This is a genomic window from Paenibacillus sp. V4I9 (assembly GCF_030817295.1).
Taxonomy (GTDB): Bacteria; Bacillota; Bacilli; order Paenibacillales; family NBRC-103111; genus Paenibacillus_E.
Window position 1 is genome coordinate 3,594,165 of record NZ_JAUSZE010000001.1, and the last position, 25,295, is coordinate 3,619,459.

General features: G+C 43.1%; 25 protein-coding genes and 2 pseudogenes. 5 read left to right on the forward strand and 22 right to left on the reverse strand.

Going from position 1 to position 25,295, the window contains the following annotated elements:
* Nucleotides 1-61: 61 nt before the first annotated feature.
* Both QFZ81_RS16775 and QFZ81_RS37405 read left to right on the forward strand, forming a co-directional pair.
* Nucleotides 62-817, forward strand: a complete 756-nt coding sequence (locus QFZ81_RS16775; RefSeq protein WP_307603666.1) for an AraC family transcriptional regulator — start codon at nt 62-64, stop codon at nt 815-817.
* On the forward strand, nt 814-897 hold the full coding sequence (locus QFZ81_RS37405; RefSeq protein ID WP_373463779.1) for a hypothetical protein: 84 nt from the start codon (nt 814-816) through the stop codon (nt 895-897). Before QFZ81_RS16775 ends, QFZ81_RS37405 begins: the two co-directional genes overlap by 4 nt.
* Before the next feature lie 60 nt (nt 898-957).
* Here QFZ81_RS37405 and QFZ81_RS16780 read toward each other — a convergent pair whose 3' ends face one another.
* The 12 genes and pseudogenes from QFZ81_RS16780 to tdh form a co-directional block, all read right to left on the reverse strand.
* Nucleotides 958-2,388 carry a serine hydrolase domain-containing protein gene (locus QFZ81_RS16780; protein WP_307442507.1) on the reverse strand — a complete coding sequence of 477 codons (1,431 nt, stop codon included), beginning with the start codon at nt 2,386-2,388 and terminating at the stop codon, nt 958-960.
* 829 nt (nt 2,389-3,217) lie between these two features.
* A pseudogene (locus QFZ81_RS37410) lies at nt 3,218-3,574 on the reverse strand (NAD(P)H-dependent oxidoreductase).
* A gap of 53 nt (nt 3,575-3,627) precedes the next feature.
* Nucleotides 3,628-3,996, reverse strand: a complete 369-nt coding sequence (locus tag QFZ81_RS16790; protein ID WP_307603668.1) for a MerR family transcriptional regulator — start codon at nt 3,994-3,996, stop codon at nt 3,628-3,630.
* Nucleotides 3,997-4,057: 61 nt separating this feature from the next.
* Nucleotides 4,058-5,491, reverse strand: a complete 1,434-nt coding sequence (locus QFZ81_RS16795) for an aldehyde dehydrogenase family protein (RefSeq protein ID WP_307603670.1) — start codon at nt 5,489-5,491, stop codon at nt 4,058-4,060.
* 234 nt (nt 5,492-5,725) lie between these two features.
* Entirely contained in the window at nt 5,726-5,917 is a 192-nt protein-coding gene (locus QFZ81_RS16800) for a YgaP family membrane protein (RefSeq protein WP_307442479.1), read from the reverse strand.
* 134 nt (nt 5,918-6,051) lie between these two features.
* Nucleotides 6,052-6,627: a Crp/Fnr family transcriptional regulator gene (locus QFZ81_RS16805; protein WP_307442477.1), complete on the reverse strand. Its 576-nt coding sequence runs from the start codon at nt 6,625-6,627 to the stop codon at nt 6,052-6,054.
* Between the two features lie 248 nt (nt 6,628-6,875).
* Nucleotides 6,876-7,490: an NAD(P)H:quinone oxidoreductase gene (wrbA, locus tag QFZ81_RS16810; RefSeq protein ID WP_307603672.1), complete on the reverse strand. Its 615-nt coding sequence runs from the start codon at nt 7,488-7,490 to the stop codon at nt 6,876-6,878.
* A 112-nt stretch (nt 7,491-7,602) separates the two neighbouring features.
* Nucleotides 7,603-8,022: a DoxX family protein gene (locus tag QFZ81_RS16815; protein ID WP_307442473.1), complete on the reverse strand. Its 420-nt coding sequence runs from the start codon at nt 8,020-8,022 to the stop codon at nt 7,603-7,605.
* 425 nt (nt 8,023-8,447) lie between these two features.
* Nucleotides 8,448-9,617 carry a CapA family protein gene (locus tag QFZ81_RS16820; protein ID WP_307606936.1) on the reverse strand — a complete coding sequence of 390 codons (1,170 nt, stop codon included), beginning with the start codon at nt 9,615-9,617 and terminating at the stop codon, nt 8,448-8,450.
* Between the two features lie 163 nt (nt 9,618-9,780).
* A complete protein-coding gene (locus tag QFZ81_RS16825) occupies nt 9,781-9,954 on the reverse strand; it encodes a hypothetical protein (RefSeq protein ID WP_164484181.1) in 174 nt (57 codons plus the stop codon).
* A 140-nt stretch (nt 9,955-10,094) separates the two neighbouring features.
* Complete coding sequence (locus QFZ81_RS16830) at nt 10,095-11,270, reverse strand: glycine C-acetyltransferase (RefSeq protein WP_307603674.1); 1,176 nt, start codon at nt 11,268-11,270, stop codon at nt 10,095-10,097.
* A gap of 65 nt (nt 11,271-11,335) precedes the next feature.
* Nucleotides 11,336-12,376: an L-threonine 3-dehydrogenase gene (gene tdh, locus QFZ81_RS16835; RefSeq protein WP_307606938.1), complete on the reverse strand. Its 1,041-nt coding sequence runs from the start codon at nt 12,374-12,376 to the stop codon at nt 11,336-11,338.
* A 136-nt stretch (nt 12,377-12,512) separates the two neighbouring features.
* Between tdh and QFZ81_RS16840 the strand changes: the two genes are divergently transcribed.
* Nucleotides 12,513-13,073: a helix-turn-helix domain-containing protein gene (locus QFZ81_RS16840; protein ID WP_307442469.1), complete on the forward strand. Its 561-nt coding sequence runs from the start codon at nt 12,513-12,515 to the stop codon at nt 13,071-13,073.
* An 80-nt stretch (nt 13,074-13,153) separates the two neighbouring features.
* Here the strand turns inward: QFZ81_RS16840 and QFZ81_RS16845 are convergent, their stop codons facing one another.
* The 8 genes and pseudogenes from QFZ81_RS16845 to QFZ81_RS16880 form a co-directional block, all read right to left on the reverse strand.
* Nucleotides 13,154-14,416 (reverse strand): Gfo/Idh/MocA family protein, encoded by a 1,263-nt coding sequence (locus tag QFZ81_RS16845; RefSeq protein ID WP_307603676.1) that lies wholly within the window; start codon nt 14,414-14,416, stop codon nt 13,154-13,156.
* 27 nt (nt 14,417-14,443) lie between these two features.
* Nucleotides 14,444-15,283 carry a carbohydrate ABC transporter permease gene (locus tag QFZ81_RS16850; protein ID WP_307603679.1) on the reverse strand — a complete coding sequence of 280 codons (840 nt, stop codon included), beginning with the start codon at nt 15,281-15,283 and terminating at the stop codon, nt 14,444-14,446.
* 13 nt (nt 15,284-15,296) lie between these two features.
* Nucleotides 15,297-16,181 (reverse strand): carbohydrate ABC transporter permease, encoded by an 885-nt coding sequence (locus QFZ81_RS16855; protein WP_307442464.1) that lies wholly within the window; start codon nt 16,179-16,181, stop codon nt 15,297-15,299.
* Nucleotides 16,182-16,262: 81 nt separating this feature from the next.
* A complete protein-coding gene (locus tag QFZ81_RS16860) occupies nt 16,263-17,576 on the reverse strand; it encodes an ABC transporter substrate-binding protein (protein ID WP_307442462.1) in 1,314 nt (437 codons plus the stop codon).
* 142 nt (nt 17,577-17,718) lie between these two features.
* On the reverse strand, nt 17,719-18,765 hold the full coding sequence (locus tag QFZ81_RS16865) for a LacI family DNA-binding transcriptional regulator (protein ID WP_307442460.1): 1,047 nt from the start codon (nt 18,763-18,765) through the stop codon (nt 17,719-17,721).
* A 194-nt stretch (nt 18,766-18,959) separates the two neighbouring features.
* Nucleotides 18,960-19,865, reverse strand: a complete 906-nt coding sequence (locus QFZ81_RS16870; RefSeq protein ID WP_307603681.1) for a protease complex subunit PrcB family protein — start codon at nt 19,863-19,865, stop codon at nt 18,960-18,962.
* 200 nt (nt 19,866-20,065) lie between these two features.
* Nucleotides 20,066-20,291, reverse strand: a pseudogene (locus tag QFZ81_RS16875) (alcohol dehydrogenase catalytic domain-containing protein); the annotation flags it as partial.
* 14 nt (nt 20,292-20,305) lie between these two features.
* Nucleotides 20,306-20,632, reverse strand: a complete 327-nt coding sequence (locus QFZ81_RS16880) for a spore coat protein (RefSeq protein WP_307442455.1) — start codon at nt 20,630-20,632, stop codon at nt 20,306-20,308.
* A gap of 388 nt (nt 20,633-21,020) precedes the next feature.
* Here QFZ81_RS16880 and QFZ81_RS16885 point away from each other — a divergent pair, with 388 nt between their 5' ends.
* Both QFZ81_RS16885 and QFZ81_RS16890 read left to right on the forward strand, forming a co-directional pair.
* The gene (locus QFZ81_RS16885) at nt 21,021-21,746 is read left to right on the forward strand and encodes a C40 family peptidase (RefSeq protein WP_307603682.1); all 726 of its coding nucleotides are present in this window, start codon (nt 21,021-21,023) and stop codon (nt 21,744-21,746) included.
* Nucleotides 21,747-21,903: 157 nt separating this feature from the next.
* A complete protein-coding gene (locus tag QFZ81_RS16890; RefSeq protein ID WP_307442451.1) occupies nt 21,904-22,542 on the forward strand; it encodes a TerC family protein in 639 nt (212 codons plus the stop codon).
* 501 nt (nt 22,543-23,043) lie between these two features.
* On the opposite strand, the gene QFZ81_RS16895 is transcribed toward QFZ81_RS16890, so the two are convergent.
* The gene (locus QFZ81_RS16895; RefSeq protein ID WP_307442447.1) at nt 23,044-23,574 is read right to left on the reverse strand and encodes a hypothetical protein; all 531 of its coding nucleotides are present in this window, start codon (nt 23,572-23,574) and stop codon (nt 23,044-23,046) included.
* A gap of 42 nt (nt 23,575-23,616) precedes the next feature.
* A complete protein-coding gene (locus QFZ81_RS16900) occupies nt 23,617-25,161 on the reverse strand; it encodes an SAM-dependent methyltransferase (RefSeq protein WP_307603684.1) in 1,545 nt (514 codons plus the stop codon).
* Nucleotides 25,162-25,295: the final 134 nt, after the last annotated feature.

Consider the following 25,295-nt stretch of genomic DNA (forward strand, 5'->3'; position numbering starts at 1 on the left):
CAAACTTGTCATTTTGTCCACGAACAGAAAAAGGTATAATGACTTGGGGGGGGGGATTAGGATGTATGTAGAACAGCTGCGGCTTTCACGCTCTTTTGCTTTTAGCCGTGTCTGGGGATCAGATGAGGAACACGATCTGCATGTCCATGATTGCTTGGAAATCGGCGTGCTGCTCGAATATGAGTTAGAGTACCGATTCGGCGATCGCATCTATCACGGTCGACCGGGAGACGTGTTTCTGTGTCGACCTTTCGAGCCGCACTGGAGCTATGCGCATCCAGATAAATCATTCGAAGCCATCCTTGTGCTTTTTACACCGTCACCAGTATTGAAGCTTCCCGATGGCAGCCGGCTGCTAATACCGTTTTATACTGGGCGAGGCATGTCCCCACTCATTCCGGGGGATACGACTTACGCCAAGGCAATTGCGAAAGCTGCGCGTTCCGCAGCGGAAGCACAGGAGCAAGGGCAAACGTCATGGGTGACGCGTCAGTACATGTACTTGATAGATATTTTGTTACAAGTGGACGGGTTCTTTAACGATCAAATGAAGCAAGCTGCGCCGAGAGGAACGAACACGATAGCGGAATCCGTTGGGTATGTCCTTAACCATTACTTGGATGCAATAGACGGCGACGAACTTGCCCGTCGGGCGGGTGTCGGGCGTTCGTTCTATTATCGCGAGTTTCGTGCACTAACGGGCTTGTCGCCACATGATTTTGTGAATCAGTTGCGCGTTCAGTCGGCCATGGATTTACTACGCATATCAGAGAATTCAATCATCAGATCGCTGAAAGAAGCGGTTTTCAGTCATTGAGCTCATTTAATAAGCAATTCAGAGCCCACGCCGGCTGCTCTCCCCGAGACTATCGAAATCGGTATCATCAGTTGACTTAAGTAAATAGAATAAGGTCGATCTGCTGCGGCAGACCGACCTTTTTATTATTCAACAATCGTTTATCTAACTTTTCCTAGAATCGACTTAGGTTCCTCTTTGCCGAACGAAACGTTCTGTCGAAATTGAAGTTGTATGCTTCCATCATAGAACGTACATATTAAACTCACGCAAAATGGCGCTTCCACGTATCTTAACGTTAACAAGAGTTTATTCGAATCCTGCCATGTTGCTGAGCCGACTGCCACATTTTTCTGTCTCATATGCAGCGTATATGTTCCCTCACACCATTCGTTTCTACCAAAGTAAACCGTATGTATTCCGGTGTTATTTTGAATCGTAACGTTGGCGGATTCCTCTGTAAAATCAATAGAAAATGTATGAATTTGTTCCTCATTTTCTTCTAACTCGAACTCGATTCCCGATAGGCCGGTCTCCAGCGTCGAGCTTGAAAGAACTCGTGGCGGTTCCAAGCTCAGTCCATGCAGCACTTGGGTTAGCGACTCGGATGCTTCCTTGTCCACAGGCAGCTCTTCAGATTGCATGGCAGGCAGCAGATGCTCCCAAATCGTATCAAGAACGTCCTGCATGTCATTCACTCCGGACGTTATCGCGATGACGGCATTCTGCTCCGGGAGAACAATGCAGAACTGCCCGAAAGCTCCGTCGCCTCGATAAGCGCCGTGACGGCATCTCCAGAATTGATACCCATACCCTTGAGACCAATCATTCTTGGTACTGGAGTCATTGGAAATTTGCTTCGATGTCGCTTCTTCTACCCAAATCTCAGGAATGAGCTGGTTCCCATCCCATTGACCTTTTTGTAGATATAGCTGTCCAAACTTGGCAATATCTTCGGTTTTGATCTTCATACCCCAGCCACCAATGTGGATGCCTCGGGGGCAGCTTTCTGAAGTGGCACCTTGAATGTCCAGCGGTTCCAACAGTCGAGGCTGCAGATATTCAAGTAACGTTTGTTCGGTTACCTTCTGCAAGATGGCCGAAAGCATATACGTGGCCCCACTGTTATACACGAAATGCGTACCTGGCTCATGTTCTACGGGAAGCTTCAAGAAATTGTTGACCCAGTTATCGGTTGACTGCATCTTTCCGGTCGTATCTTCCGCATGACCTGTACCCATCATCAGTAAATGTCGGATGGTCATCGCAGCTAGATTTGGTGTAACTTCTGGCGGCATATCCTCAGGGAAAAAGGAAACAACCCGGTCATCGAGCGAGACTCGCCCTTCTCCCACTAACAATCCGATGGCTGTAGAAGTAAAGCTTTTAGTTAAAGAAAACAGCATATGAGGACGTTCAGGCAAATAAGGTGTCCACCATCCTTCCGAAACAACATGCCCGTGTCGGACGAGCATGAAGCTGTGAAGCTCTAGACTGCGGTCTTGAACTTCTTTTAGAAATCTCGTAATCGAGGAAGACGCGATACCTTGACGCTCAGGCTGACTTCTTGGTAGGGATCGAATAGCACTCATTCAATGTCTCTCCTTCTACACACCAGAATATGTAAATCAACAAGACTATTATATCACTTACACCGTATACTATTACAAATAATAGATTACAAGACTACTAACAACATGCAATCGACAGGAGCATATTACCTGCAGACCAGGCAGGGATTAAGAACTTGCTTCAAAGATCGGCTTTCAAGGTTATTCAAAATCAAATACCGATCGCCGAATTCTTAATGAGATTCCCCTTAATCGTAATATTTCGAGTATGTTTCCCGTCGAAGCCTGCGGATTTGATGCCAAACTTTAGATATCTGACAATCTTTCAATTTTGCCAAACAAAAAACCGCTTCTTCCCGTAAGGAAATGAAACGGTTTCTACCCTCTTCAAAGTCTTTTCAGTCTAGCCTTTGAGCCGACATGCATTAAATTTTTACCCTTGAATTGTAGGGATTCGTTTACTTATATCTTAGCCGATCGAAGTCCTAACGCGTCGACATGATCTCGCATCGAACTTCCTTTGTATCCTTTTTTGCCAAAATACTTCCATTGCATTCTTTATTGCTTTGTCTACGCAACAAAAAAGGCAACCTTGAAGGACGGTTGCTTAATTAAAGAGGGTATTATTACTATTAATAACTTTTGGCTAATTCGCCTGCTTGTTGCATTGCTTTTTCTTTAATAGCTGGTGCTTGATCCGGGGTTGCAGTCATGCCTTCATCTCAAAGTCTGCCAAAGGTCCACCTTGCGTATAGACACTGCCGCTTGCTTGAATATGCAAAGCTTTTTTATCTCCAAGTAAGCCAACAGGTCCTGTTCCCGGAACATATTTAAAGGTTTTTCCTGCAACTCAGATGGAGTCAATGTATGCTTTCATAATAGGTGGGAATGAAAAATTCCACATTGGATTCACAAATGGTATACTTATCTGCCGCTACAAATTGGTCACCAGTTCGCCGAGACGGCTTACTTTTGCTTTTTCTTCCGTGCTTAACTGATCAAAAGTAGTGCCTGAACTTAATTTTCCCTATCCGCTAAACACATCTGCGTCAATATGAGGAATTTTTATTTGATATAGATCAAGATGCTGAACTTCATCATTGTGATTAGCTTCGCGGTACGCTTCAATAAATTCTTTTCCAACAGCTAAGCTGTATGAGTTTTGATGATCATGAGAGTCAGCTGTAATATACAAGACATTTGCCATTTTAGTTAGCCTCCTTTTTCTTTCACTCTTACTATTCCTAATAGCATTTTCAGTTATTCATAAAGCCCGCATCGCATATCGTAAATGGTTAATTTATGGTTCACAGCTTCAAAAGCTTTATCCAACTCCAATTGTCTCTTTTGAAGCTCTAGCTTGTGATTTTCTAATATCTCTTTTCTTTCCCGTAGGGTTGAATCACCTTGAATGGCAAGATCAACGATTCGCTTTAAAGCTGTAACCGTCATTCCTGTCGTGCGGAAACAGGTCATTAAGTATATCCAGTCTAAATCTTTTTGCTCAAAAATTCGGTACCCATGTTGATCTCTTTGAATAAAAGGAAGTAATCCTTCTTTCTCATAAAATCGGATGGTATGCGAGGGTAGCCCGAGACGTTCAGAAGCTTCTTTAATCGAATAGCCCATTATTTACACCTTCCCATCTAGATGCTTGGATAAGTAAGATCCCTTGTCGATTAGTTTTACCTTAAATTTCTGGGGTATCGTAACCTAATATTGTTTTCGGTTCCACATAGGCTTCCAATCCATAGGCTCCAAATTCCCTGCCGATCCCGGATTGTTTAAAGCCGCCAAATGGAGCTTTGGGCTCATCATGTAAGCCGTTAATCAAAACCCTGCCCGAAACAATTTGAGAGGCAATATGATTAGCTTTCTCAAGATTGGAAGTGCTGATATATGCGGACAACCCGTAAATGGTATTATTAGCGATGTCTACAGCTTCTTCTTCGGTTTTAAAGGTTAAAATAGACAAAACGGGGCCAAATATTTCTTCTTTGGCAATAGACATATCCATGGTCACATTTGCAAAAACAGTAGGTTTTACAAAATAACCATGTTCCAACCCTTCCGGATTCCCCTCACCACCGATAACTAGTTCCGCACCTTCTTCAATGCCGAGTTTAATGTATCGCTGAACCGTGTCATATTGCTTTTGACTAACCATAGGACCGATGAATGTCCCATTTTCCAATGGGTTGCCAACCTTAATCGACTCAACCGTTTTCTTTACAAGATTTTTGACTTCTTCCAAACGTCCTTCCGGAACAATCAATCGTGTTCCCGCATGACAAGCCTGACCACTATTACTGAATCCTGTCATGACAGCTAAAGGGATAGCTTTGCTAAAATCAGCATCATCAAGAATAATGCTTGGGGACTTTCCTCCGAGTTCCAGCGTTAATCTCGTCATCGTCTCGGTTGCATCTCTAGCAATAATTTTCCCTACTTGGGTAGAACCTGTGAATGAAATCATTGCAACATCAGGGTGACGAGTTAATTCGGAACCCACAACATCGCCTCTCCCGTTTACGAAATTGATAACGCCAGCTGGAATGCCTGCTTCATGGAAACATTCAGTTAGCAATTGTGTTTGAATTGTGCTTAGCTCACTGGCCTTAATTACAACCGTACAACCTGCAGCGATGGCAGGAGCTAACTTCGTCGAGATATGCGTGTAATTGGCATTCCAAGGGGTAATTAGGCCAATGACTCCCAGCGGCTCAAGAACCACTTTGGCTTTACCGATATATTTAACAAATTCATATTCTTCCATTACTTCTTTGTTGTAGAGAAAATTTTTAGCTGCAAAATGCAACCGCGCCGTAGTTGCGCCTATAGGAGCGCCGTATTCTTCAACAGCTGCTAGTACAAGGGCATCTGAATTTGCCATGATGACATCATGCAGCCGCTGCAGCATCTGACCGCGCTCTTCGACAGTCGTTTTGGAGAAGGTCTTGAAAGCTTCTTTAGCTGCTGCTATTGCATCTTGCGTATCTTTAACATTACCCAAAGTTACTTGGCCAATGATTTCTTTTGTCGTAGGATTAATAAGGTTGTGTACTTCATTACCCCTTGGCTTCACAAATTTGCCGTTGATATAAATGTGATCGATTGTTTTCATTTCGTTTTGCCTCCTCCTCTCGAAAGCAATCTTACACCTTAAAGTTAACTTTAAGGCAAGCGATAATTTAAATTTATTTTCAGACAAAAAAAATAAGCAGGATCGCTAACAGCGAATCCTGCTTATTTGTAATCGATCTGCTCATTCAATTCATTTACCAATGGTAATACTCGCGGTTACTTTCGTGCTCTCTACTTGGACTTTCTTTGTCCTGATGGATAGCCTCTTCATAGCTTAACGAATTTTGCAAGTATTACGGCCAAGCATTTGATTAATCGCACATTTTTGCGCTATCCCTGTAATAAGGAACGGAAGTGAGATCAATCCTGATAATTTCCAGTAACCAGGAAAGAAGTAGAACAACGACAGTAACGCTACACCTAGAATAATACGAATTACACGATCAGTTCCGCCCACATTTTTCATAATCTATTACCTCCATATTGTATAGGTTTGTTTTATTGTGTTTCTGATTACGATCATAACAGAAGCGTTTAGATAGAACCGTAACTTTGTCACATAGCAATAAAATGAACGTTTGGAGGTAAAAAGAGCTTCAATTATAGTTCTATATATTTTTTCAAATCTTGGCGCAATATATGAGAAATTTGGCCTCTTGATAATTGCAGCAGCCCTTCTTTCTCGAGCGACTTCAGCGTTCGGCTGATTACTTCGCGTGCCGTTCCCAGCTCTATGGATAAGGTATCATGCGTAATGGTAAGGTTATCTCGTCCATCCTCGGTCATTTCAACCAGATATTCCGCTATTCGGCCGCGGATTGATTTGAAGTTGATGCTATCCAGTAAGTTGGACATAATGATAATTCGTTTGGCGAACATTTTAAAAATAAACTGTCGAAAGCTTTTGTAACGGTCCATCCAGTCTTTAAATACGTCAACTGGAATAGCAACTACTGTGCAAAGCTTCTCGATACAGGCAGAAGCTTCATATTCGGTCTCGCCGAGAATGCTGGACATCATGAGGGGACAGCATTCCCCGCCATTGACTCGATACAAGGTAATTTCTCTTCCGCTGCCGCTTATCTTATACATTCTTACGGTTCCTTCCAGAATTAAAACGGCATGCTCCAAGAACTGGCCCTCTTCAAATACAAAGCTAGGCTGTAAATTTAACATTATAATTCCCTCATCGCTCCAGTCCTGTAAGGAAATATCGGACAAGCTAGGGAAGCACGATACAATATGCGGGACTTTATCAAGCATAGCAGAAGACATTGGTTGTATCCTTCCTTGTGAAATGGTAGGTTTTAACAAGCACAGTATACCATTAACCAATCCAATGTTCGATCTAACATCTCCTAATACAAATAAAAAAAGTGACAGCAGTCAATATCTGACTAGCTGTCACTTCTTATATTCCGTAATTAACTAGTTAAGCCTGCTTTAATCGCACGAGCTACAGTTACCGTACGCTTCGCTTGATGCAGTACCGTTTTCTCTACATCTTCAACCATTTTGCCGGATTGATCAACAGTCACACTCGTACCGTAAGGATTACCGCCGGAAGAGAAAATGACAGGATCTGTATAACCAGGCGCTGCAACAATTGCACCCCAGTGATACATAGTTGTGTATAAAGATAGAATGGTTTGTTCTTGTCCACCATGCGAATTTTGAGCCGATGTCATTGCACTTACAACTTTATTAGCCAGTTTCCCTTGGAACCAAAGACCGCCTGTTGTATCCAAGAATTGTTTGACTTGACCAGGCATATTGCCAAATCGTGTCGGGATGCTGAAAATAATGGCATCTGCCCAATCTAAATCGTCTAAAGTGACAGTTGGGATATGCTTAGTTGCTTCAACGTGAGCCTTCCAAACTGGATTAGAATCAATAGCTGATTGTGGAGCAAGTTCAGGAATCTTTAAGACTCTAACTTCCGCACCTGCTTCTCTCCCGCCATCAGCTGCCCAATTGGCAAGTTGAAGGTTAGTTCCTGTTGAACTGTAGTAAATGACTGCAAGTTTTACATTCGCCATGTCTATTCGCTCCGTTTTCGTCGTATTTCCAAAAATTTTATCAAGAAAACCCATATCTAAAACACCACCATTATTTTATTTACAAGAATGAACCTCTGATACCAGAGAATCATTACACAAACTGTGTTGGTTTTTGACCCTTTTTGAATAAAGAATCAATTGAGATTACATAACTGCCATTTAAGAGAAGATAAATAGCGGCACCAATCATTGAAAGATCCAGCTCGTATCCAGCCATTTGACCATTTCCGAAGAATCCGACGGCTAATTTTACTTTAAAAGTAGCGACTAGAAGGATGATAACCATTAGTGCGGATACAATACGTGTGCCGAATCCCAGAATGAGTGCAAGGCCCCCTATCAGTTCGATCGTTGCAACGACATAGGCCATAAAGCCTGGAATACCAATACTGTCAAACCAACCTGCTATATTGCCAATACCTCCTTGATACTTAGCGACCCCATGAGCAAAGAAGGTAATTCCTAACAGCACTCTTATTATTAATGCGCCAATATGATAATTATTTTTCACTTTTGTGTCCTCCTTTCTTTACTAACTTTTTTGAAGTCATAAACTTTATGTTCGTATGATACAGTAATTTACTTACTTATGTCAAGCGGCTATAATTAATTTATTATTGTACTTATTAGGGGTTAACGTAAATAATCACGCCTGCTCCGGCAGCCGTGATTGAAATTAACAATAATCATATTATAAAACCTTGCCAATCTAGCTTTATTTAACAATGTTCCACCAATTACTTTGATTTTTTCTTGGCTGCGGATCTTCCTTGTTTTTCCGGATCATTTGATTTCTCGGCATGTTGAGACCCGTTTGGTTTGATTGGACCGTTGTCACCCATGTTCATTGCTCCTTTCCTTAGCATCTTGTTTAATTATTTACCTACAAGTAACGAATTATGCCGTAATTATCAAAAGTCAAATCTCATAATTTGTTTAATTGGATGTAATGATGTTCAAATCTTGTATAGAAGTGCTCATATGACTTTTTGTTTTTTCATAGTGAGACCTAGCCTTATTTAGTTGTTCATTGGTTAAGCGGTCCATTGAAATAATCTTGAATTGCTGCCAATTAAGATCATAGTTGTAAGTTGGAAGAAAGCTCGGCTTGCTTAATTTAATTGTGGATTTATCTAACATTTTGGTTTTGATAACTTCTATGGATGCCATCCCTCCAACTTTTGTATATAACTCGCTCTGACCAGATAGAAAATTTCCGAGTGAATAAAGTACTAAGGTTTCATTTCCGTTTTTTCCTCTTACCCATGCTGGAGGTTGTAGAACATGAGGGTGATTACCGATAACAATATGAACACCAAGATCCGCTAGTTTTTGGGCGAGACCAATTTGAGCTTTATTCGGGAACCGTTCATATTCGTTACCCCAATGTACAGCAACCACAACGACATCGGATATTGGTTTGGCCTGTTCCACATCATTATGTATTTGGGTCTCGTTAATGATATTTACCAAATAAGACTTTCCTTTGGGAAGTGGAATTCCGTTGGTACCGTAGGTGTAACTCAAAAACGAAAATGTAATATCATTCTTGGTTATCGTCCTAATCCTGTCATGATCAATTTGTGATTTGAAAGCCCCTGTGTAAGGGATTCCAAGTGTGTCCCAGTAAGTAAGAGCACTTTGAATAACCTTCACTCCTCTATCAAGGGAATGATTATTAGCAATAGTTACAAGATCCACTCCTGCATCTTTCAATGCATCTCCAACTTCATGCGGGCTGTTGAATGAAGGATAGGTGGAGAGCCTCAGCTCCTTGCCTCCAATCATTGTTTCTTGATTAGCAACAAGAATATCGGGAACTTGTAACATCCGTTGAATTTCTGCAAACATTTTTTTAAAGTTGTAAGTTCCATCTCTTTGCTCTGCATCGGCGTAGACGCGATCGTGAATCAAAATATCACCGATTGCTCCTAAAGTGACTTTGGTTACTACCGACTCTTTTTCTCTAGATGAGATGGGTAGTGATGGCTTGATAGGTGGCAAGGTCTGATATGCTTTTGAATTTATCTCGTTAGGTTTTGTGAAGCTATGCAAGCAGCCGGAGGCCAAAAAGAGGATTGAAACAATCACAGCAATACGTAGCATCACGATAAACCTCTCCTGTTGAGTAGAATGGTGATTGCCCCGTTAGTATTCCCCTACCGCGGCGTAGTTCATGATTAAACCTTGTCATGAAAAATAAAAAGCTTATCCCATTTGGAATAAGCCGCCAATTTTCCATCCATGTCATCGCCCTAAGCATCCGTATTTAGACTGGTTTTTGATGGTTGGTGTAAACCCCGATTATAGATAAGACAGCTGCTACGCCATTAGCAATCGCATTCATCTCATCGTCTTGAATAATATCTAGTCCGTAAGCGTTCAATATCAGCTTGGCTGCTCCTAATAAACCCAAAGTTAACGTATAATAGTTCACTTTCATTTCTCTCACCTCCTATAAAAATAGGATGATATATCCTATGTGAGAGATTAAGAGTCGGACATATCCAAATGGTATGGTTCCGAAAGCACAAAAAAGTGCCGCCACCCTTATTCAGAGGTTGGCAGCACTTTTACTTTTTACTAGATCAGTCCGAACTCCTGACCGACCTTCTGCATTCTATCTAAGGCAAAAGATATGTCTTCCTTTGTATGCTGAGCCGTTACAATAAGCCGCACGCGGCCTTTATCCATGGCGACCGTTGGATAGATGATTCCTTGGGCGAATACGCCTTCTTCCAGCAAACGATCCGAAAAGCGCATTGTTTGCGTGGGATCGCCTATGATAATCGGTATGATAGGTGTCTCACTAGCGCCGGTATCAAAGCCTAACCGTTGTAGAGCTGCTCGGAATCCATTAGCGTTATCCCAGAGCTTTGTTACTAAATCCGAGCTTTCCTTAAGTACTTGAATAGCGGCCAAGCATGTTGCTGCAACCGCTGGCGTTTGCGAGGTACTGAACAGAAACGGCCTTGCCGTATGAATCAAATGCTCTTTCAAGAGCTGGGCACCGGCAACATAGCCACCAACGGCTCCGATTGCTTTAGATAAAGTGCCTATTTGAATATGCACTCTTCCATGAAGACCGAAATGGTCCGTCGAACCTTTACCGTTGGTGCCAAGGACTCCGCTCGCGTGGGCATCATCCACATACACAATAGCGTCGTAGGCTTCTGCTAATTGTACTATGTCGGGCAGCGGCGCGATATCGCCATCCATACTGAAAACGCCATCCGTCACAACGACGCGTTTACGATGCTTTTGCGTTTCTTTCAAAATGGCTTCAAGTTGATTCATGTCCTTGTGGGCGAAAATTTTGCGGCTCGCTTTCGTTAAGCGAATGCCATCAATGATACTCGCGTGATTCAGCTCATCGCTAATCACCACATCATCGGGTCCAAGCACCGCTGACAATGCGCCTTGGTTCGTTGTAAAACCGGATTGAAACACAAGGGCCGCTTCAGTCCCTTTAAACTTGGCAAGCTCGATCTCCAGTTCATCGTGAATATCGAGAGTTCCCGTAATCGTTCGCACCGAACCGCTGCCAACCCCATACTTCTCGATAGCTGCGATCGCAGCTTCCTTGAGCTTCGGATGATGAGTCAACCCCAAATAGTTATTGGAAGACATTTGAAGAACTTTCTTACCATTTAGGTACATCCAGGAGTCGGAACCGCTCTCCCATACTTTAATCGAGCGGTATCTTCCTTCTCGCTTCCACGCTTCGATATCCGCTGCCAAATCGTTCAAATAGTTCATGTGAACCTCCTAAGAGTTTTGCGGAGCAAAACTTACTTCGTAAGCATCCGCTTTGGAGTTTTACCCTAATGTGTAAATACAATTTTGCCGCATTGACCTTGATCCATTAACCGGAACGCTTCCTCATACTGATCTAGTGTGAATCTATGTGTAATAACCGATGCCAGATCAATTCGCTTCTGGTTCAGTAATCCCTTCATTTGATACCAGGTTTGGTACATCTTTCGTCCAGTAATCCCTTCAACGCGCAGCCCTTTAAAAATAATTTGATTCGTAAGGTCAAGGCTCACCTCTTTGGTTGGAATACCGAGCAAAGACACTCTGCCCGCGTTAGCCGCAGCTTCAAAGCCGTCTACGATGGCTTGAGGATTTCCGGACATTTCAAGAACAACATCAACGCCTTCTCCATCAGTCATTTCTCGGAGAGCCTTGGATATACGCGTTTCCATGGCGTTAATCGTATAATCCGCGCCCATTTGCAGAGCGAGCTCCAAGCGGTTAGGGTTAATGTCCGCGGCATATATAGCTCCTGCTCCGCAAGCTTTAGCTACTTGAATGGCCAATAAGCCAATCGGGCCCACACCAATAATGGCAACCGACTTTCCTACAATGTCGCCTGACAGTACCGTTTGCACTGCGTTACCAAGCGGATCCTGCAAGCAAGCGATTTCATACGGCAGGTCAGCAGCATTATGAATGATGTTGGTTGCCTTCACAACGGCATATTCGGCAAAGCAGCCAGGTGCTGTAATCCCGAAGCTTTTGGTATTCGGGCAAACATGCGCATTTCCCGTCCGGCATGCTTTACAGCTACCGCAAACCATGTGGCCCTCCGCAGAAACATAATCACCGATTGCAACACCCATGACCCGTTCTCCGACTTCCATAACAATGCCTGCGAATTCATGACCAAAGACGTTCGGCGTTACGACGGTTTTGTCTGCCCAAGCATCCCAATTGTAAATATGTAAGTCTGTTCCGCAAATTGAAGTTGCTTTAATGCGGACAAGAACCTCATCGGCTCCGCAAGTCGGAATAGGCACTTCTTTCAAAATGGCACCAGGTCCCCTGTGCTCTTTGACCAATCCAATCATGGTAGCGCCCATCATCGTTCCCCCAAGTAAAGTTTAATATAATGCACAAACGTGCGTTTTATCATCTATATACCATATTATACAAATGTATGTTATATTGTAAATAGGCATTTTCACTAAACGGAAAATAAATATTGGGGGACCTGAAATGAACGAACCGATTCATAAAATGGTGGGTCGAAAACTGTTAAACATTCGCAAAACAAGAGGATTAAGCTTAGATCAAGTCGCTGATCTGACTGGAGTCAGCAAAGCGATGTTGGGGCAAATTGAACGAGGAGATTCGAATCCGACGATTTCCGTACTTTGGAAAATTGTGAGCGGCTTACAAATTTCGTTTACAAGTCTAATCGAAGATACTGAACCGAAGATTACGGTTGTCCGCGCAGCCGGGCTTTCTCCCTTTGAAGAGGAAGATGGACAGTATCGCGCGTTCCCGCTCTTCCCTTTTCACCCTCAAAAGAGCTTTGAAATTTATACGGTCGAAATGGATCGCGACTGCAGCCATGCGTCCGAACCTCATAATGAGGGTGTTGAAGAATACATTCTCATGGTAGAGGGAAGTCTGGATCTAACCATTTCCCAGGAAAGCTATACGCTCAAAGCTGGCGATGCCATTCACTTCTCAGCAGATCGTCCACATACGTATACGAATACATCTGATGCTAAAGCCGTATATAAAACCTTAATTTACTATCCGCCTTCTTAATTTTTATGAGCTACGGTCCACCTATATCTATAAAATAACGCAAGCTGCCGAATACCAAGGCCGCTTGCGTTATTTTCACATTATACTTTGACTAGTGTCTTGTAAAATTGCTCGATTTCAATCGGCTTTCCGCCGTTCAAACGCGATTCCTCAGCAGCAAACGCCATCAGATGGCTTCGCACAGAAGCAGCCGCGGAAGATTCACTTTCTCCCCCTGCATACGTACGAACCTCGCGAAGAAAACTGCGCACGATGCCCACATCGCCGCCGCTGTGTCCTTCTTCGGATGCATGGACATGAATCGCATTCTGCTCATTCGTCACAAAATCATGCACAGTGAATGTATGCTCTTCCATGTTTCCTCTGATTTCACCCTTCGTTCCCATGACTTGCACAATGCGCGTATTATCCCGCGTAAACCCGCACATGCTGAACATCGCGGTAGCCCCGCTGGCAAATTCCATATTCACTACCTGGTGGTCAACGACATTGTTATCGCTGCGGTACACGCATTTGCCGTATGGCGTTGTGCGCAGCGCCTCAAGTATGCCCTCTAAGCTAGTATCTGTTGTGAATTTTGCTGCCCAGCCTCGGCCGGAGCCCAAATAATATTTGGGCGCATAGTATTGACAGGTGGCTTCTGCTGGACAGCCGTCAAGACAACGTGCAGGTGAGCCTTCTGGTGCGTTCTCCTCATTAAAATGCATTAGTGAGCCGAATGAACTAACACGCTCGCAAGGCTCCCCCATGATATACGATAAAATATCCATATCGTGGCACGATTTGGCCAAGATCATCGGACTGGATAGGTCCGAGTTATTCCAGTTGCCGCGTACAAAGCTGTGCGCCATATGCATATTGCCGACATTCTCATTGAGTTGAATGGAGACAATTTGTCCAATCTTCCCTTCATCGATGACACGTTTCATCGCCGTCCAGAACGCCGTATAACGCAGTACATGGCATATCGTCAGCAAGCGATTATGCTTTTTAGCCATAAGCTCCATTTCGACGCATTCCTCTGGACTTGGGGACATCGGCTTTTCGAGAAGAACATGATATCCAAGCTCAAGCGCCTTAAGCGTCGGCTCATAATGCATTTGATCCTGCGTACAAATGATGGCAATATCCGCCAGCTTCGGCTGCGCCAAAAGCTCTTCCCAATCCGCATGGGCATGCTCCTGTGGAATTCGGTGAGCAGCAACGAAAGCTGCCCTCCTATCCTCATCCGGTTCCGCTACCGCGATAATATCAAGCTCGTGAGGATAATTAAGCGCATAAGGCGCATAAGCATGGGCACCGCGACTGCCGGCTCCCAACAGAATGGCTGTAACTTTTTGCATAGTTGGTCTCTCTCCTTATGATGTCTGTTAGGACTTACTGCCTGTAAAAGCAATCCCTTGAATAAATGAGCGTTGGAAAATAAAGAAGATAATAATCATAGGCAAAATGGCCATCATAGAGCCTGCCATAATAATCGTATAATTCGTTTTATGCTCGCCTTGGAGGAACGCAATACCGGCTGACAGCACCATTTTGTCTGGTGAGCTGTTGACGATAAGCGGCCACATCAGATCGTTCCACGACCACAGCATGGTGAAAATAGTAAGAGCGATCATCCCCGATTTTGCCAAAGGCAGCATGATCTGCCAATAAATACGAAATTGATTGCAACCATCAAGCTTCGCGGCTTCTTCCAGTTCGTGCGGCAATGTCATGAAAAATTGGCGCAGCAGAAATGTGCCGAAAGCGCTGAATAAGCCTGGAACAATGAGTGCTGTAAGCGAATTGAGCCACCCTAAGTCTTTCATAATCATATACTGCGGAATGAGGAATACTTGACCCGGCACCATAAGTACGGACAGCATCAGAATGAAAAAGAAATGACGCCCCGGAAAGCTGATTCGGGCAAAAGCATAAGCAGCTAGCGAGCAAATGATTAATTGACCGATTACTTTTATCACCGTTGAAATAAATGTATTCCAGTAAAAAGTGAAAAATGGCAAGTTCAAAAATACCTTCGTATAATTGCTCCATTGAAACGTTTTAGGAAGAAGAACCGGAGGTATCACAGTTGACTCTCCTAACGTTTTCACCGATGTAAGAAACATCCAGATGAATGGAGTTACCATGATGACAGCACCTAGGATAAGAATAAGATGAATGAACCCGGTCTGAACCGATTTTCGTTGATGGATTCTGGTGTTCATGCAGCCGCCCTCCTCATTCGTAGTGAACCCATTTCTTCTGAATTTTCATTTGAATATACGTAATGATCATAATAATAGTAAACAGCAGGACAGCGATTGAGGACGCGTAGCCCTTGTTATTTTTCAAGAAGCCGTATTTATAATATAAGAACACAATCGACTGCGTAGATTCCATGACGATATCGCCTACCATCATATATATGAAGTCGAATACCTGAAAGGCGCCAATCAGTGAAGTAACCAGTACGAAAAATATGGTTGGCGTCAAGAGAGGTATCGTAATACGCATAAATTTAGTTACAGGCCCCGCACCGTCAATGGATGCGGCTTCATAGTAGGAAGATGAGATACCTTGGAGTCCGGACAGAAATATAATCATGTGGCTGCCAATGGAACACCAAATGGCAACAATAATAATCGATAACAACGCTGTGCGATTATCCGTCAACCAGTGAGGCCCAGGAATTGACAATAAACCAAGTAAGTAATTGATCAAACCGAAATCAGAGTTGTACAGCCATTTCCAGACCATTGCGATCGCGGCTGGCATGGTTACGACCGGAAGAAAATACATTGTACGGTATATGGACAACCCTTTGACCTGCTGATTTAGCAGAACAGCCAGCAGGATGGACAGGATGATCCCGATCGGCACAGCTAGAACGATATAAATACTTGTATTCCGGATAGCTTGAAGCAGCTCTTTATCCGTAAACAGCATCTTGTAATTCGCTAAGCCAGTCCAGGTGTATTTCCCAAAAGCCCCCCATTCCGTAAAGGAAAAATAAAAGGTTTGGAACACAGGCCAAATATAAAACACCAGCAAGCCAAGCATTAGTGGCATAATCATGATATATGCCCACTTCCAATCGGATAAACGCTTCGAGCTGAATCGCATGTTTACTCACTCTCCTATGAGTGGAATTGGGGAAGGAGATCCGTTTGGGCACGTTGCTTTCCGAAACGGATCCCCGTAACCTTATTTTTCTGCTGCTAATGCTTGGTTCATCTTAGCTCCGAGCTCTTTGGCCGCATCGGCTACAGGTTTATCTCCCGTCCATGCATTTTTCAAAATTTCTGTTTCGTAAGTATTCCAAACCGAAGTATTTTTGGACACAGGGTAAGGTGTCGCATACTCTGCCATGTCAATGAAAGCTTTTGCTTTATATTGCGGGAATGTAGCTAACCAAGAAGTCTCGCTGCCCTTGTAAGCCGGAATCGCTCCACCTTGTTTCGCAGCAATTTCAGCCGCTTCCTTGGAGCCAAGGAATTTAACGAATTCCCATGCTTCTTTCGGATGTTTGGAGTTCGCGGATATCACATGACCCAAACCGTGAATGACAACACCTTGCTTTTTCCCTTTTGGCAGCACGGCTACGTCTGCCTTGTTTTTCATATCGGCGTTTTGATTGATAGTAAACGCTGCCCAAGAACCGTCAAAATACATAGCGAGCTTGCCTGAGGTGAACATATCCGCTGGTGCAGTTTCCGTCATCTGAGCTAATGTCGGAGATACTTTATGAACTTGAATCAGATCGGTCAAAAATTTCAAACCTTCAATCGCTTCCGGTTGATCAAAACCTGATTTCTTATGGTCATCAGAAATGACAAAGCCGCCAGCTTGAAGAATCGTATTGTAGAAATCCTCCTGATTCATCATTGGAGCAGCGAATCCGTAGGTACCTTTTGCAGGGTCCGTTAATTTCTTAGCCGCTTCCGTCAGCTTGCTCCAATCCCACGTGCTATCCGGGTAGGAAATTCCTTTATCATCGAACAGCTTTTTGTTGTACCACAAGCCAATCGTGTCAAAGTCTTTAGGAATCCCATAATTTTTGCCTCCTAGGCTATAGAGCGAAACCAGCGAGGTTGGATATTTGGTGAGGTCTAACTGATCGGTCTTGATCGTCTCAGTCAAATCCTTTAACATGCCATTACCTGCATACTTGACGAAATTAGGACCATTCATCCAAAGTACGTCTGGCATCGTCCCGCCTTGAGCGGCCGTTTCTAATTTGGTGAAATATTGTTTGTACGGCGTATTCTCCGCTTTTACTTCAATATTCGGGTGACTCGCTTGGAACGCTTTGATGACATCGGTCATCGTATCCATACTCCAGCCGCCATAAGTAATGGTTACCTTTTCTGCTGATACTGCAGCTGTTGCTTTCGCATCGCCTTTGGGAGCTGCTGTGGATGTAGTACTAGATGAACCAGAATTACCGCAAGCGCTTACAACAACCATTGCCGACATGAGCGTTGTGATGAGAACAACCTTTTTTGTTTTGTTGACCATTTCGCTATCACCCTTTTTTCTTTTTTTAGGATCGAAAATGCAAATCGTACATACGCCGAAAACCTATTTCACCCCCCTTCAGTTCGTCCAATGTTATTGGCACCAAACACTGGACAACGTTATCCAGTAATCCAAAAAAAAATTAGTTTCTAGTAAATACAGATGATTGTCTCACAATAAGTCGATGCGGAAGCAGCACTTTGGAAAGCTGCGGTTGCTCGCCATTCAGCATATCCAACAAGGTTGAAGCTGCTGTTGTGCCTATTTCGACCTTTGGTACATGAACCGACGATAACGGCGGTGTTGTATATTGGGCAAAATCAATATTATCCATCGAGATGAAAGCAATATCCTCTGGAATACGTAATTGGTTCTCAATGACAGCTCGCATAGCAGGAATCGCTAATTGGTCGCTCGCCGAAAATATCGCCGTAGGCCGTTCCAGGTCTGTTCGCTTCAAACGCTCCATGATACTCTCATAACTGCGGTCGATTTCCCACCGGGTGTCTATCACCCATTCTTTGTTTAAAGGAATACCCGCATCGTATATGGCAAATTTAAAGCCTTGAAATCTCTCTTCGCTATTTAATTCACTTGTATGACCTGGCCCGCCGACAAAACCAATCGATTGGTGCCCTTGCGCAATGAGATGATCGACAGCTGACTTCGCGGCGTGAATACGGTCGTAATCAACCATGGTAATGTCCGTACCGTTCGTACAAATGCCGATCAGCGCTAGATCCTCCGCTTTTAGCAAATAGTCAACGATCTCGGAGCCTACTTCGCCAACGATAATAATGCCATCGACTTGTATGTCATGTATGCAACGATGAAGCAGCGCTTCGTCTTTAAGCTCATCAGAGGTATGCATGAAACCCAGTGAATAACCGGATTCCAATATTTTCTTGGTAAACGCAGTAATGATTGGAGAGTAATACGGGTGATCGTCGTTCAGACGAGCCGTTTGAATGATACAGCCAATTTGCTTCGTCTGCTTTTTCTCCACCTTTTGTTTGTTTACAAGGTGACGCGCCGATTCATTAGGTGTGTAATTCAATTGACGCACAGCCTCCCAAACCTTGGCCTTTGTCTCCGGGTTGATGTGCCTGCTGGTATCATTTCTCACTACGCGTGAGGCTGTTGAAATGGAGACTCCGACTAAATCTGCAATATCTTTGAGAGTAGGCAATTCATACAGCTCCTTCTATCTAAACCTATATCCAACTTTTGCCCAAACGTTATCCTGATGTTTGGGGCAACGCTTTCTTACAGAATAGTTCATCTCTTTATACGTTGTCAATACGTTTGACACCTTAAATCACAAAAAAAGAGCTGCCACCTTTTACTTCAAAGGTATGCAGCACTTTTTTTCAAACTAGACATTTATTTCGAAGGAGCAGGTTCAGCTGTTACCTTATACTTAGAAGAAATATAAGTGACAGTTTTCGCTTCCGTAATCACCTGAGCGTACATCATATCAGGTTTCGGGTCGAGCAATGTATACGTAATGACAGCCTGCCCGTCTTCGTTAAACTGGATCGCATTGACTTCAATACCGTAGCCTGAGTTAGGTTTATCACCTCTGGACAGTGTAACCTTGTTAACATCATCATTTACTTTCTCAACCTTTACCGCTACTTCTTCAGTAGGAGCCGGTTTTTGAGTATTAGCTTCCATTACGCGTATAGCGTTATAGAGCCAACTTGCTGCTTCTCCACGCGTAAGCTCACTTTTAGGATTAAACTTACCGTCCTTATCAAGGGTAGTAATTTTGTAAAGAAGCAGTCTCTGTAAAGTGCCTTGATAATCAAGCGTAATTTGATCCTCATCCTTGATTATGATGAACATTTTGACCAGCGGGAAATTGCCTTTCTTTTCTAAGGCACGAACTAATAAATCCCCAAATTGTTCGCGAGTAATCGTCGCATTCGGGTTCACATCCTTAGGAATCTGCAATCCGTGATAATGAGCAATGATAAAAGCGTCCGCATACCAGGCATCATTGGAGATGTTCGAATACATGTCCGTTGCTACAGGCTGTTTTTTGAACTTCATTAAATCTAAGTTCAGGTCCAAGCCTTTTACAATCATTTGCACGCTCTGTGCATAGCTAATTTTCCCTTTAGGAACAAAGTGCTCGTGATCGATCCCACTTACGACACCACGGTCTTTTAAGGCCAGAATGGATTCTGCTTGTCCTTCGTCTAAATCCGAAAAAGCAAAAGCTGAACCAAATGTCAAACTACTGCACAATAAGGTTGTTAACGTTATAGCGGCTATTTTTTTCATCAGCTCTGTTCTCCTTTGGGCATGTTTTTGTATAACCCGTTTTCTGAGTTACTTACATAACGTTGAGCAGTCAAATTATGTTGCAGATGAGCCAAAACAAATAACCAGCAGCCTCTGGCTACCGGTTTAATCGTTTCACGTCTTTACAGCGTTGGAGCATTCAAAGCAGTCTCAATGTTCTTCAAGTCGAATTGAATCTGCTCCGTAACGCCAGAACCGACCTCTTCCACGATGCCCATAGGCTCGTGTCCGATCACATAGTCTTCCTGTAAATTGGGGATCATCCCGTGAATCAAGTGCAAATCAGAACCGCAGATCGCCGTAGTCGTCATTCGAACGATCATATCGTCGGCTTTCTCAATCTTCGGATCGGGTACCTTTCACAACGACATTTTTGATTGAAACGTAACAGCTTTCATGCTTTATTTCCTCCAATCATGTTATTGATCTGGTGTCCGATCAAACATGCCTTTACGCGAGGTGTCGTCTGGAAACAGCTTCATTTGAGCCATTTGAACCGCATTAATCGCCCCTAGCTGATCTAGTTTAAATTGTTCGTTGAGTTTATAAGGATGGAACCATTTCTTCCTCATCATAAGATCGGATACCTCTTGATGCAGTGCTATACCTTGATGAAGCTGGCTGCGGAGGATCGCTCTTGCGCCCTCAGACGCCGTTTCCGTTAAGGCAATCGCGGTGTTCCTAACTCCTTCTTTGACTCGGATGAGAAAATCCATAGCAAATGTCATGTCGGCCATCTCTGGCATGTTGAGAGCATTCTCGGGTCACGCAAAGTGTTTTGAAATTGAGGATTTCATGCAATTCCAGGGACTCATGCGCTGCAAATGTGGGTTGATTTACCATAGGGTCACCTCCAATGGTATGTTGTCCTTGAAATGTAAGGTTATTCATCAAATTGCCTCCCACATTATTCAATTGGTATGAAAGTACTTTCATTGTTAAGAAGAGATAAATTTACCTGTCAAGGAATTATTACTCATCGAATTCTAACGAAATTCTAATAATGGTGAATTAGGCTAGGACGATATGGCTTTCGGCTCTATTCGGTAAATTTTAGGGATTTTCAACTGTGATAAAGTGATAGTAGGTGCAAGATACACCTCAGCTTTTAAACCAAAAGGAGGAAGTTAATTCATGAAAAAAATGAATAAGAACTACCTTGGAAAAAAGACAATATTATCTTTAGGCTTAGCGCTCACCATGTTTAGTGGCTTTTCTACTAGTGCTCTTGCTGCCCCAGTAGCAACAGCCACCGTGAATAAGGGTGTTAACTTCCGAGCCGATCAGAGTACGAGTGCACCCATTTGGGGATTTATTAAACAAGGCACTGTACTGCCTGTTGAAGCTGCCAATGACTACTGGGTTTTAGTCGATTACAATGGAAAACAGGGCTATGTTTCACGCTCTAGTGTAACCGTACATGAAAATAAACCTGCTCCTACACCTGCGCCTGCACCTGCCCCTTCTAATCCGGCTAATGGCGGCAGTTTAGCGAATAAAATTATCAAGACAGCTTCCTCATTTAAAAGCCGGGTCACCTATGTATTTGGTTCGAGGGATCATCAGCGTTTGCGTTTAGATTGTTCTTCCTTCACGCAGTATGTATTTCAACTAAATGGCATTCAAATTCCATGGGGATCTAAGGCTCAAGCCAAATTGGGCACATACATTCCACGTAATCAGCTCCAACCGGGTGATTTGGTATTTTTCAGCGTAAGTACACCAGGCCAAATTAACCATGTGGGCATCTACATAGGTAATGGTCAATTCATTAACAATTTACCGCACAAAGGTATAGTCGTCGGTGACATCAACAGTTCATATTGGACAAGCCATTACATCACAGGCCGCAGAATCTAAGCCATTAGATCTCTATTATGTAAATAAGAACCCTTCCTTTTCTTAAAGGTGGGTTCTTTTTCATTCATCTCCTTATCTCCTTATGAAATATTTGGTTTATTTTGGTAGTAGACACATATAATGATCTTAGCTTCCGAAGGACAGGCATGAGTTATACATGAGAGGACAACCATATATGCAGGATTGGTTCATTATTTTCATGTACAATTTATTCACGAATATCGATAACGCAATTATGATCCAGCTTTCTCTTCATAAATATAACCTCCGAGGTAAAATTAAATTTTATATTTTTATGCTCCTCTGCTTGCTTCGTATTCTATCTATTGCTTGTGTACAATCGATGTCAGATGTGCCCTACATCAATGTTGCAACAGCCCTCATTATGTTCTTCTTTGCCATTCGGATGGTTATGCCTAAGAAAATGATGAGAAGACATTTTACCTATCTGTTCATCTTCAGCAGTGTTGCAGCCTTAGATTTAATCATGAGTATCGATAGTATCTTGCTGACAGCAAGGCTATCAGATAACTTATTATTCATCGCAATGGGTGTATTGCCAGCTTTATGTCTCATCTTTTTATTTTCCTCTAAAATGGAAGAATTCATTCAAAAAATGCCCTGGATTGAAGTCGCCATCGCCGGCTTATTAGCCCAATTAGCTGTCCTACAGTTAAAAAAAGAACCAGATATCCTACATTTGCTGCAAGAGGAATGGTTCGATTTAATGGCCATCACCGCCATGTGCATAATCTGTAGTGTGGGTTGGTTCAATCTTTGGAGGAAGACGTATTGACTTCAAACTAATTCCCCATCAGTACCAAAATCAAGCCACTCGCGGTTGTCAATGCACCTTCCGCATGGGATGATTGACCGCTAGCTATGGTCTGATTCCCTTCGGCATGCGATAAATCCCCCAATGCCGATGTCCTCTGCCTCAGAGCAAACCCCCAAAGCTTGCGCCCCACAAGCCATTTCTATCCTCTCCTTTATAGTGATTCCGAATATATATTCTGTTCTACTCTGTATCTGAAATTGCCGGTCTTCTATGAGATGGGTTATTTTTGTGAAATTTCAGATATAAACCTAAAACTTAGCGATCAGACTTGCGCGGCGCGACGAGCTGTAAGCGCCTTTTCGGCGCTTATCGGGTTGGCTTGTACGGCGGTGGTAGTGCTGGTTCGAGCCTCACAACATATATCCCTTCCATTTTCTTTCTACAACACTTATCCGCAGATCGGTTTGTACACAAAAAGCAGAACCGAAGGTTCTGCCTAATCGCACTTAAAATAAAAGGTCAATCCCGAACATTTCTTATCTCGTCCATGCTTATTTTAGCTCTGCCGTTGAGCGATTTCTTGTCTTTTAAGTTATATTGATTCAGCTCATGTCCTGGGTCAATAATCAATGGTTTTGAAATAACATCTTCTAGAATCTTATAGGTAAGTTGATAGGCCGAATGCCTTATTTCTCTAGAAACTACCTTCTTTGAGGATTTAATTATATCCATAAGTTTTTCGGCATACATAAGTTTAACGATACTATCGGCTCCCATAATATGGCGCGAAGCAAAGGCAATCACAGTGTCAAGAATTCGAGAATCCTGATGATATTTTGCTAGTGACTCTAAGCTTGTGATTGCATCCCAGTCTCTTATCGATAGATGCTTTGTGCAGTTATCGATCCATTCGTTGTACCAGTCAATTTCGATTTGACTATTTATTTCGTATGTCTTATATTCTTCGAAAACACCATCACGATGCATTTGAAAAAAATGCCCTCGATACAAATCGAATAATTCTTTTGCTCTCAGCCGTTGCTCCTCCAAGTATCTCACCACTTTTATCATATATTCTTTGCTAAATCATAATTATGGAAACAGCTTCATTAGCGCTAAAGCACCTTCATGTTCTGGAGCTAATTCTAGCGTATTACGAGCAAAATCCCTAGCAGCAGCATCTTCTCCTACCTCGTAATAGCAAATAGCCATCTCATAAAGCACAGAAGCGTCATTCCTGTACTCGTTGTTGGTCCGTTCGTAGAATAACAACGCATCCTTGTACATATCCATTTGATACAATATCATAGCGCAGTCCAAAGCTAAGTCACGGTTTAATTCCATCGGATAATACCCATCCCACATCAGAAGTATACCTTGTCGAATGTCCGACAATTCTTCTTCCTCGCATTCGGGAATTAGATTCGAGAGGCGCTTCGCGCTTTGGAGGAACAATTGAGCATCATACCCACCCAAGCGCCAAAAAGCTAAGAGTTGGTTTATTTCCATGAGATCCAAATGCGAATCAAACCATTCTTTGATGCTGAAAAAATCATCTGGACCAAATCGCTCGACAAACCGTCGATAGGCTAAGCGTGTAAGGCCATAACTTTGTGGATTCGGCACCATAAGCATACACCCTATATTCAAATGGTTATAGGGATGTGATGTGAATAAGCTCATGGCACCCCTTTGCTCAAATACATACCCGATGGCATGATAATTGGCTGTCAGGGAAAAGCTTCCATGATGAATCAGCTTGGGAGGTTCATTATATTCCCAGTTCTCTATTCGGTGGTCACCTTTATCCGCAGTGAGCAGGATAAACCCCTCTTGCGAGAGCTGACTTAGTCGTTCCAAACATTGCAGGCCAACGGCCGGAAATAGGATATGGGAATCCTCCAGCTTCTGCGAATACAGCCCTACTACCTCGCGATACGGGGACGATTCCTGTTCATATTCATCCGCTCTTCGATAATGATACTCGGGAATGACGTTCTTCAGCATATCCGCAGCACTACATTCGGCATCACCTTTCGGGAAGTGCAAAGAAACCATGCATTCATAAATTTTGTTTTCGTCTACATAGATCAGTTCTTGCGGAATACTATCAAAAAAGTAATTCGCAATAACCAGCAGAGGCTGCTGCAAGTCACCCGTTCTAATTCGATCACCAGATTGCGTCAAATGAAGCTCGGTACCCTGCACAGCATCAAATTGTGCAAAGTCCAGAACCCCTTGTTCCACAAAGGGAATTAAGCTGCGGTGCTGCTGCCAAAAGGCGATATTTTTGAACGCCAGATCACTCATGACATAACGAAATGGAGGAAGTGTTATACCTGAATAATCCCTCAGCTCACATAGTTCCTTTACGATATGATAGGCTAATCTGCCCGATCCCGCTCCAAGCTCCAGTATCGTCACCGGTTCCAACGTGTAACCAAGCCTCGCTCTATCTTGAAGAAACCCAAATACGATCTCGGCATACGCAATCGCAATACTTGGGTTACTAGTTATGTATTGTGGAACCTCTTCACTCTGCCATGCACCAATTCCCTGTTCCTCATAATATGTTCGCTGAAGCTCCCATATGGGTGCTTCACTGAAACGATAAATCTTCTGATCCCTATGTGTCATCGACTTGAACCTACTTTACTCCATTTTATGAAAAAACAACTCCCATCTTACCATAAAGTACCTCCTAATCAAAAATAGAAAGACAGTTACCCCATTTCTGGTTAACTATCTTTCTACTACCAGGATAAGAAAAC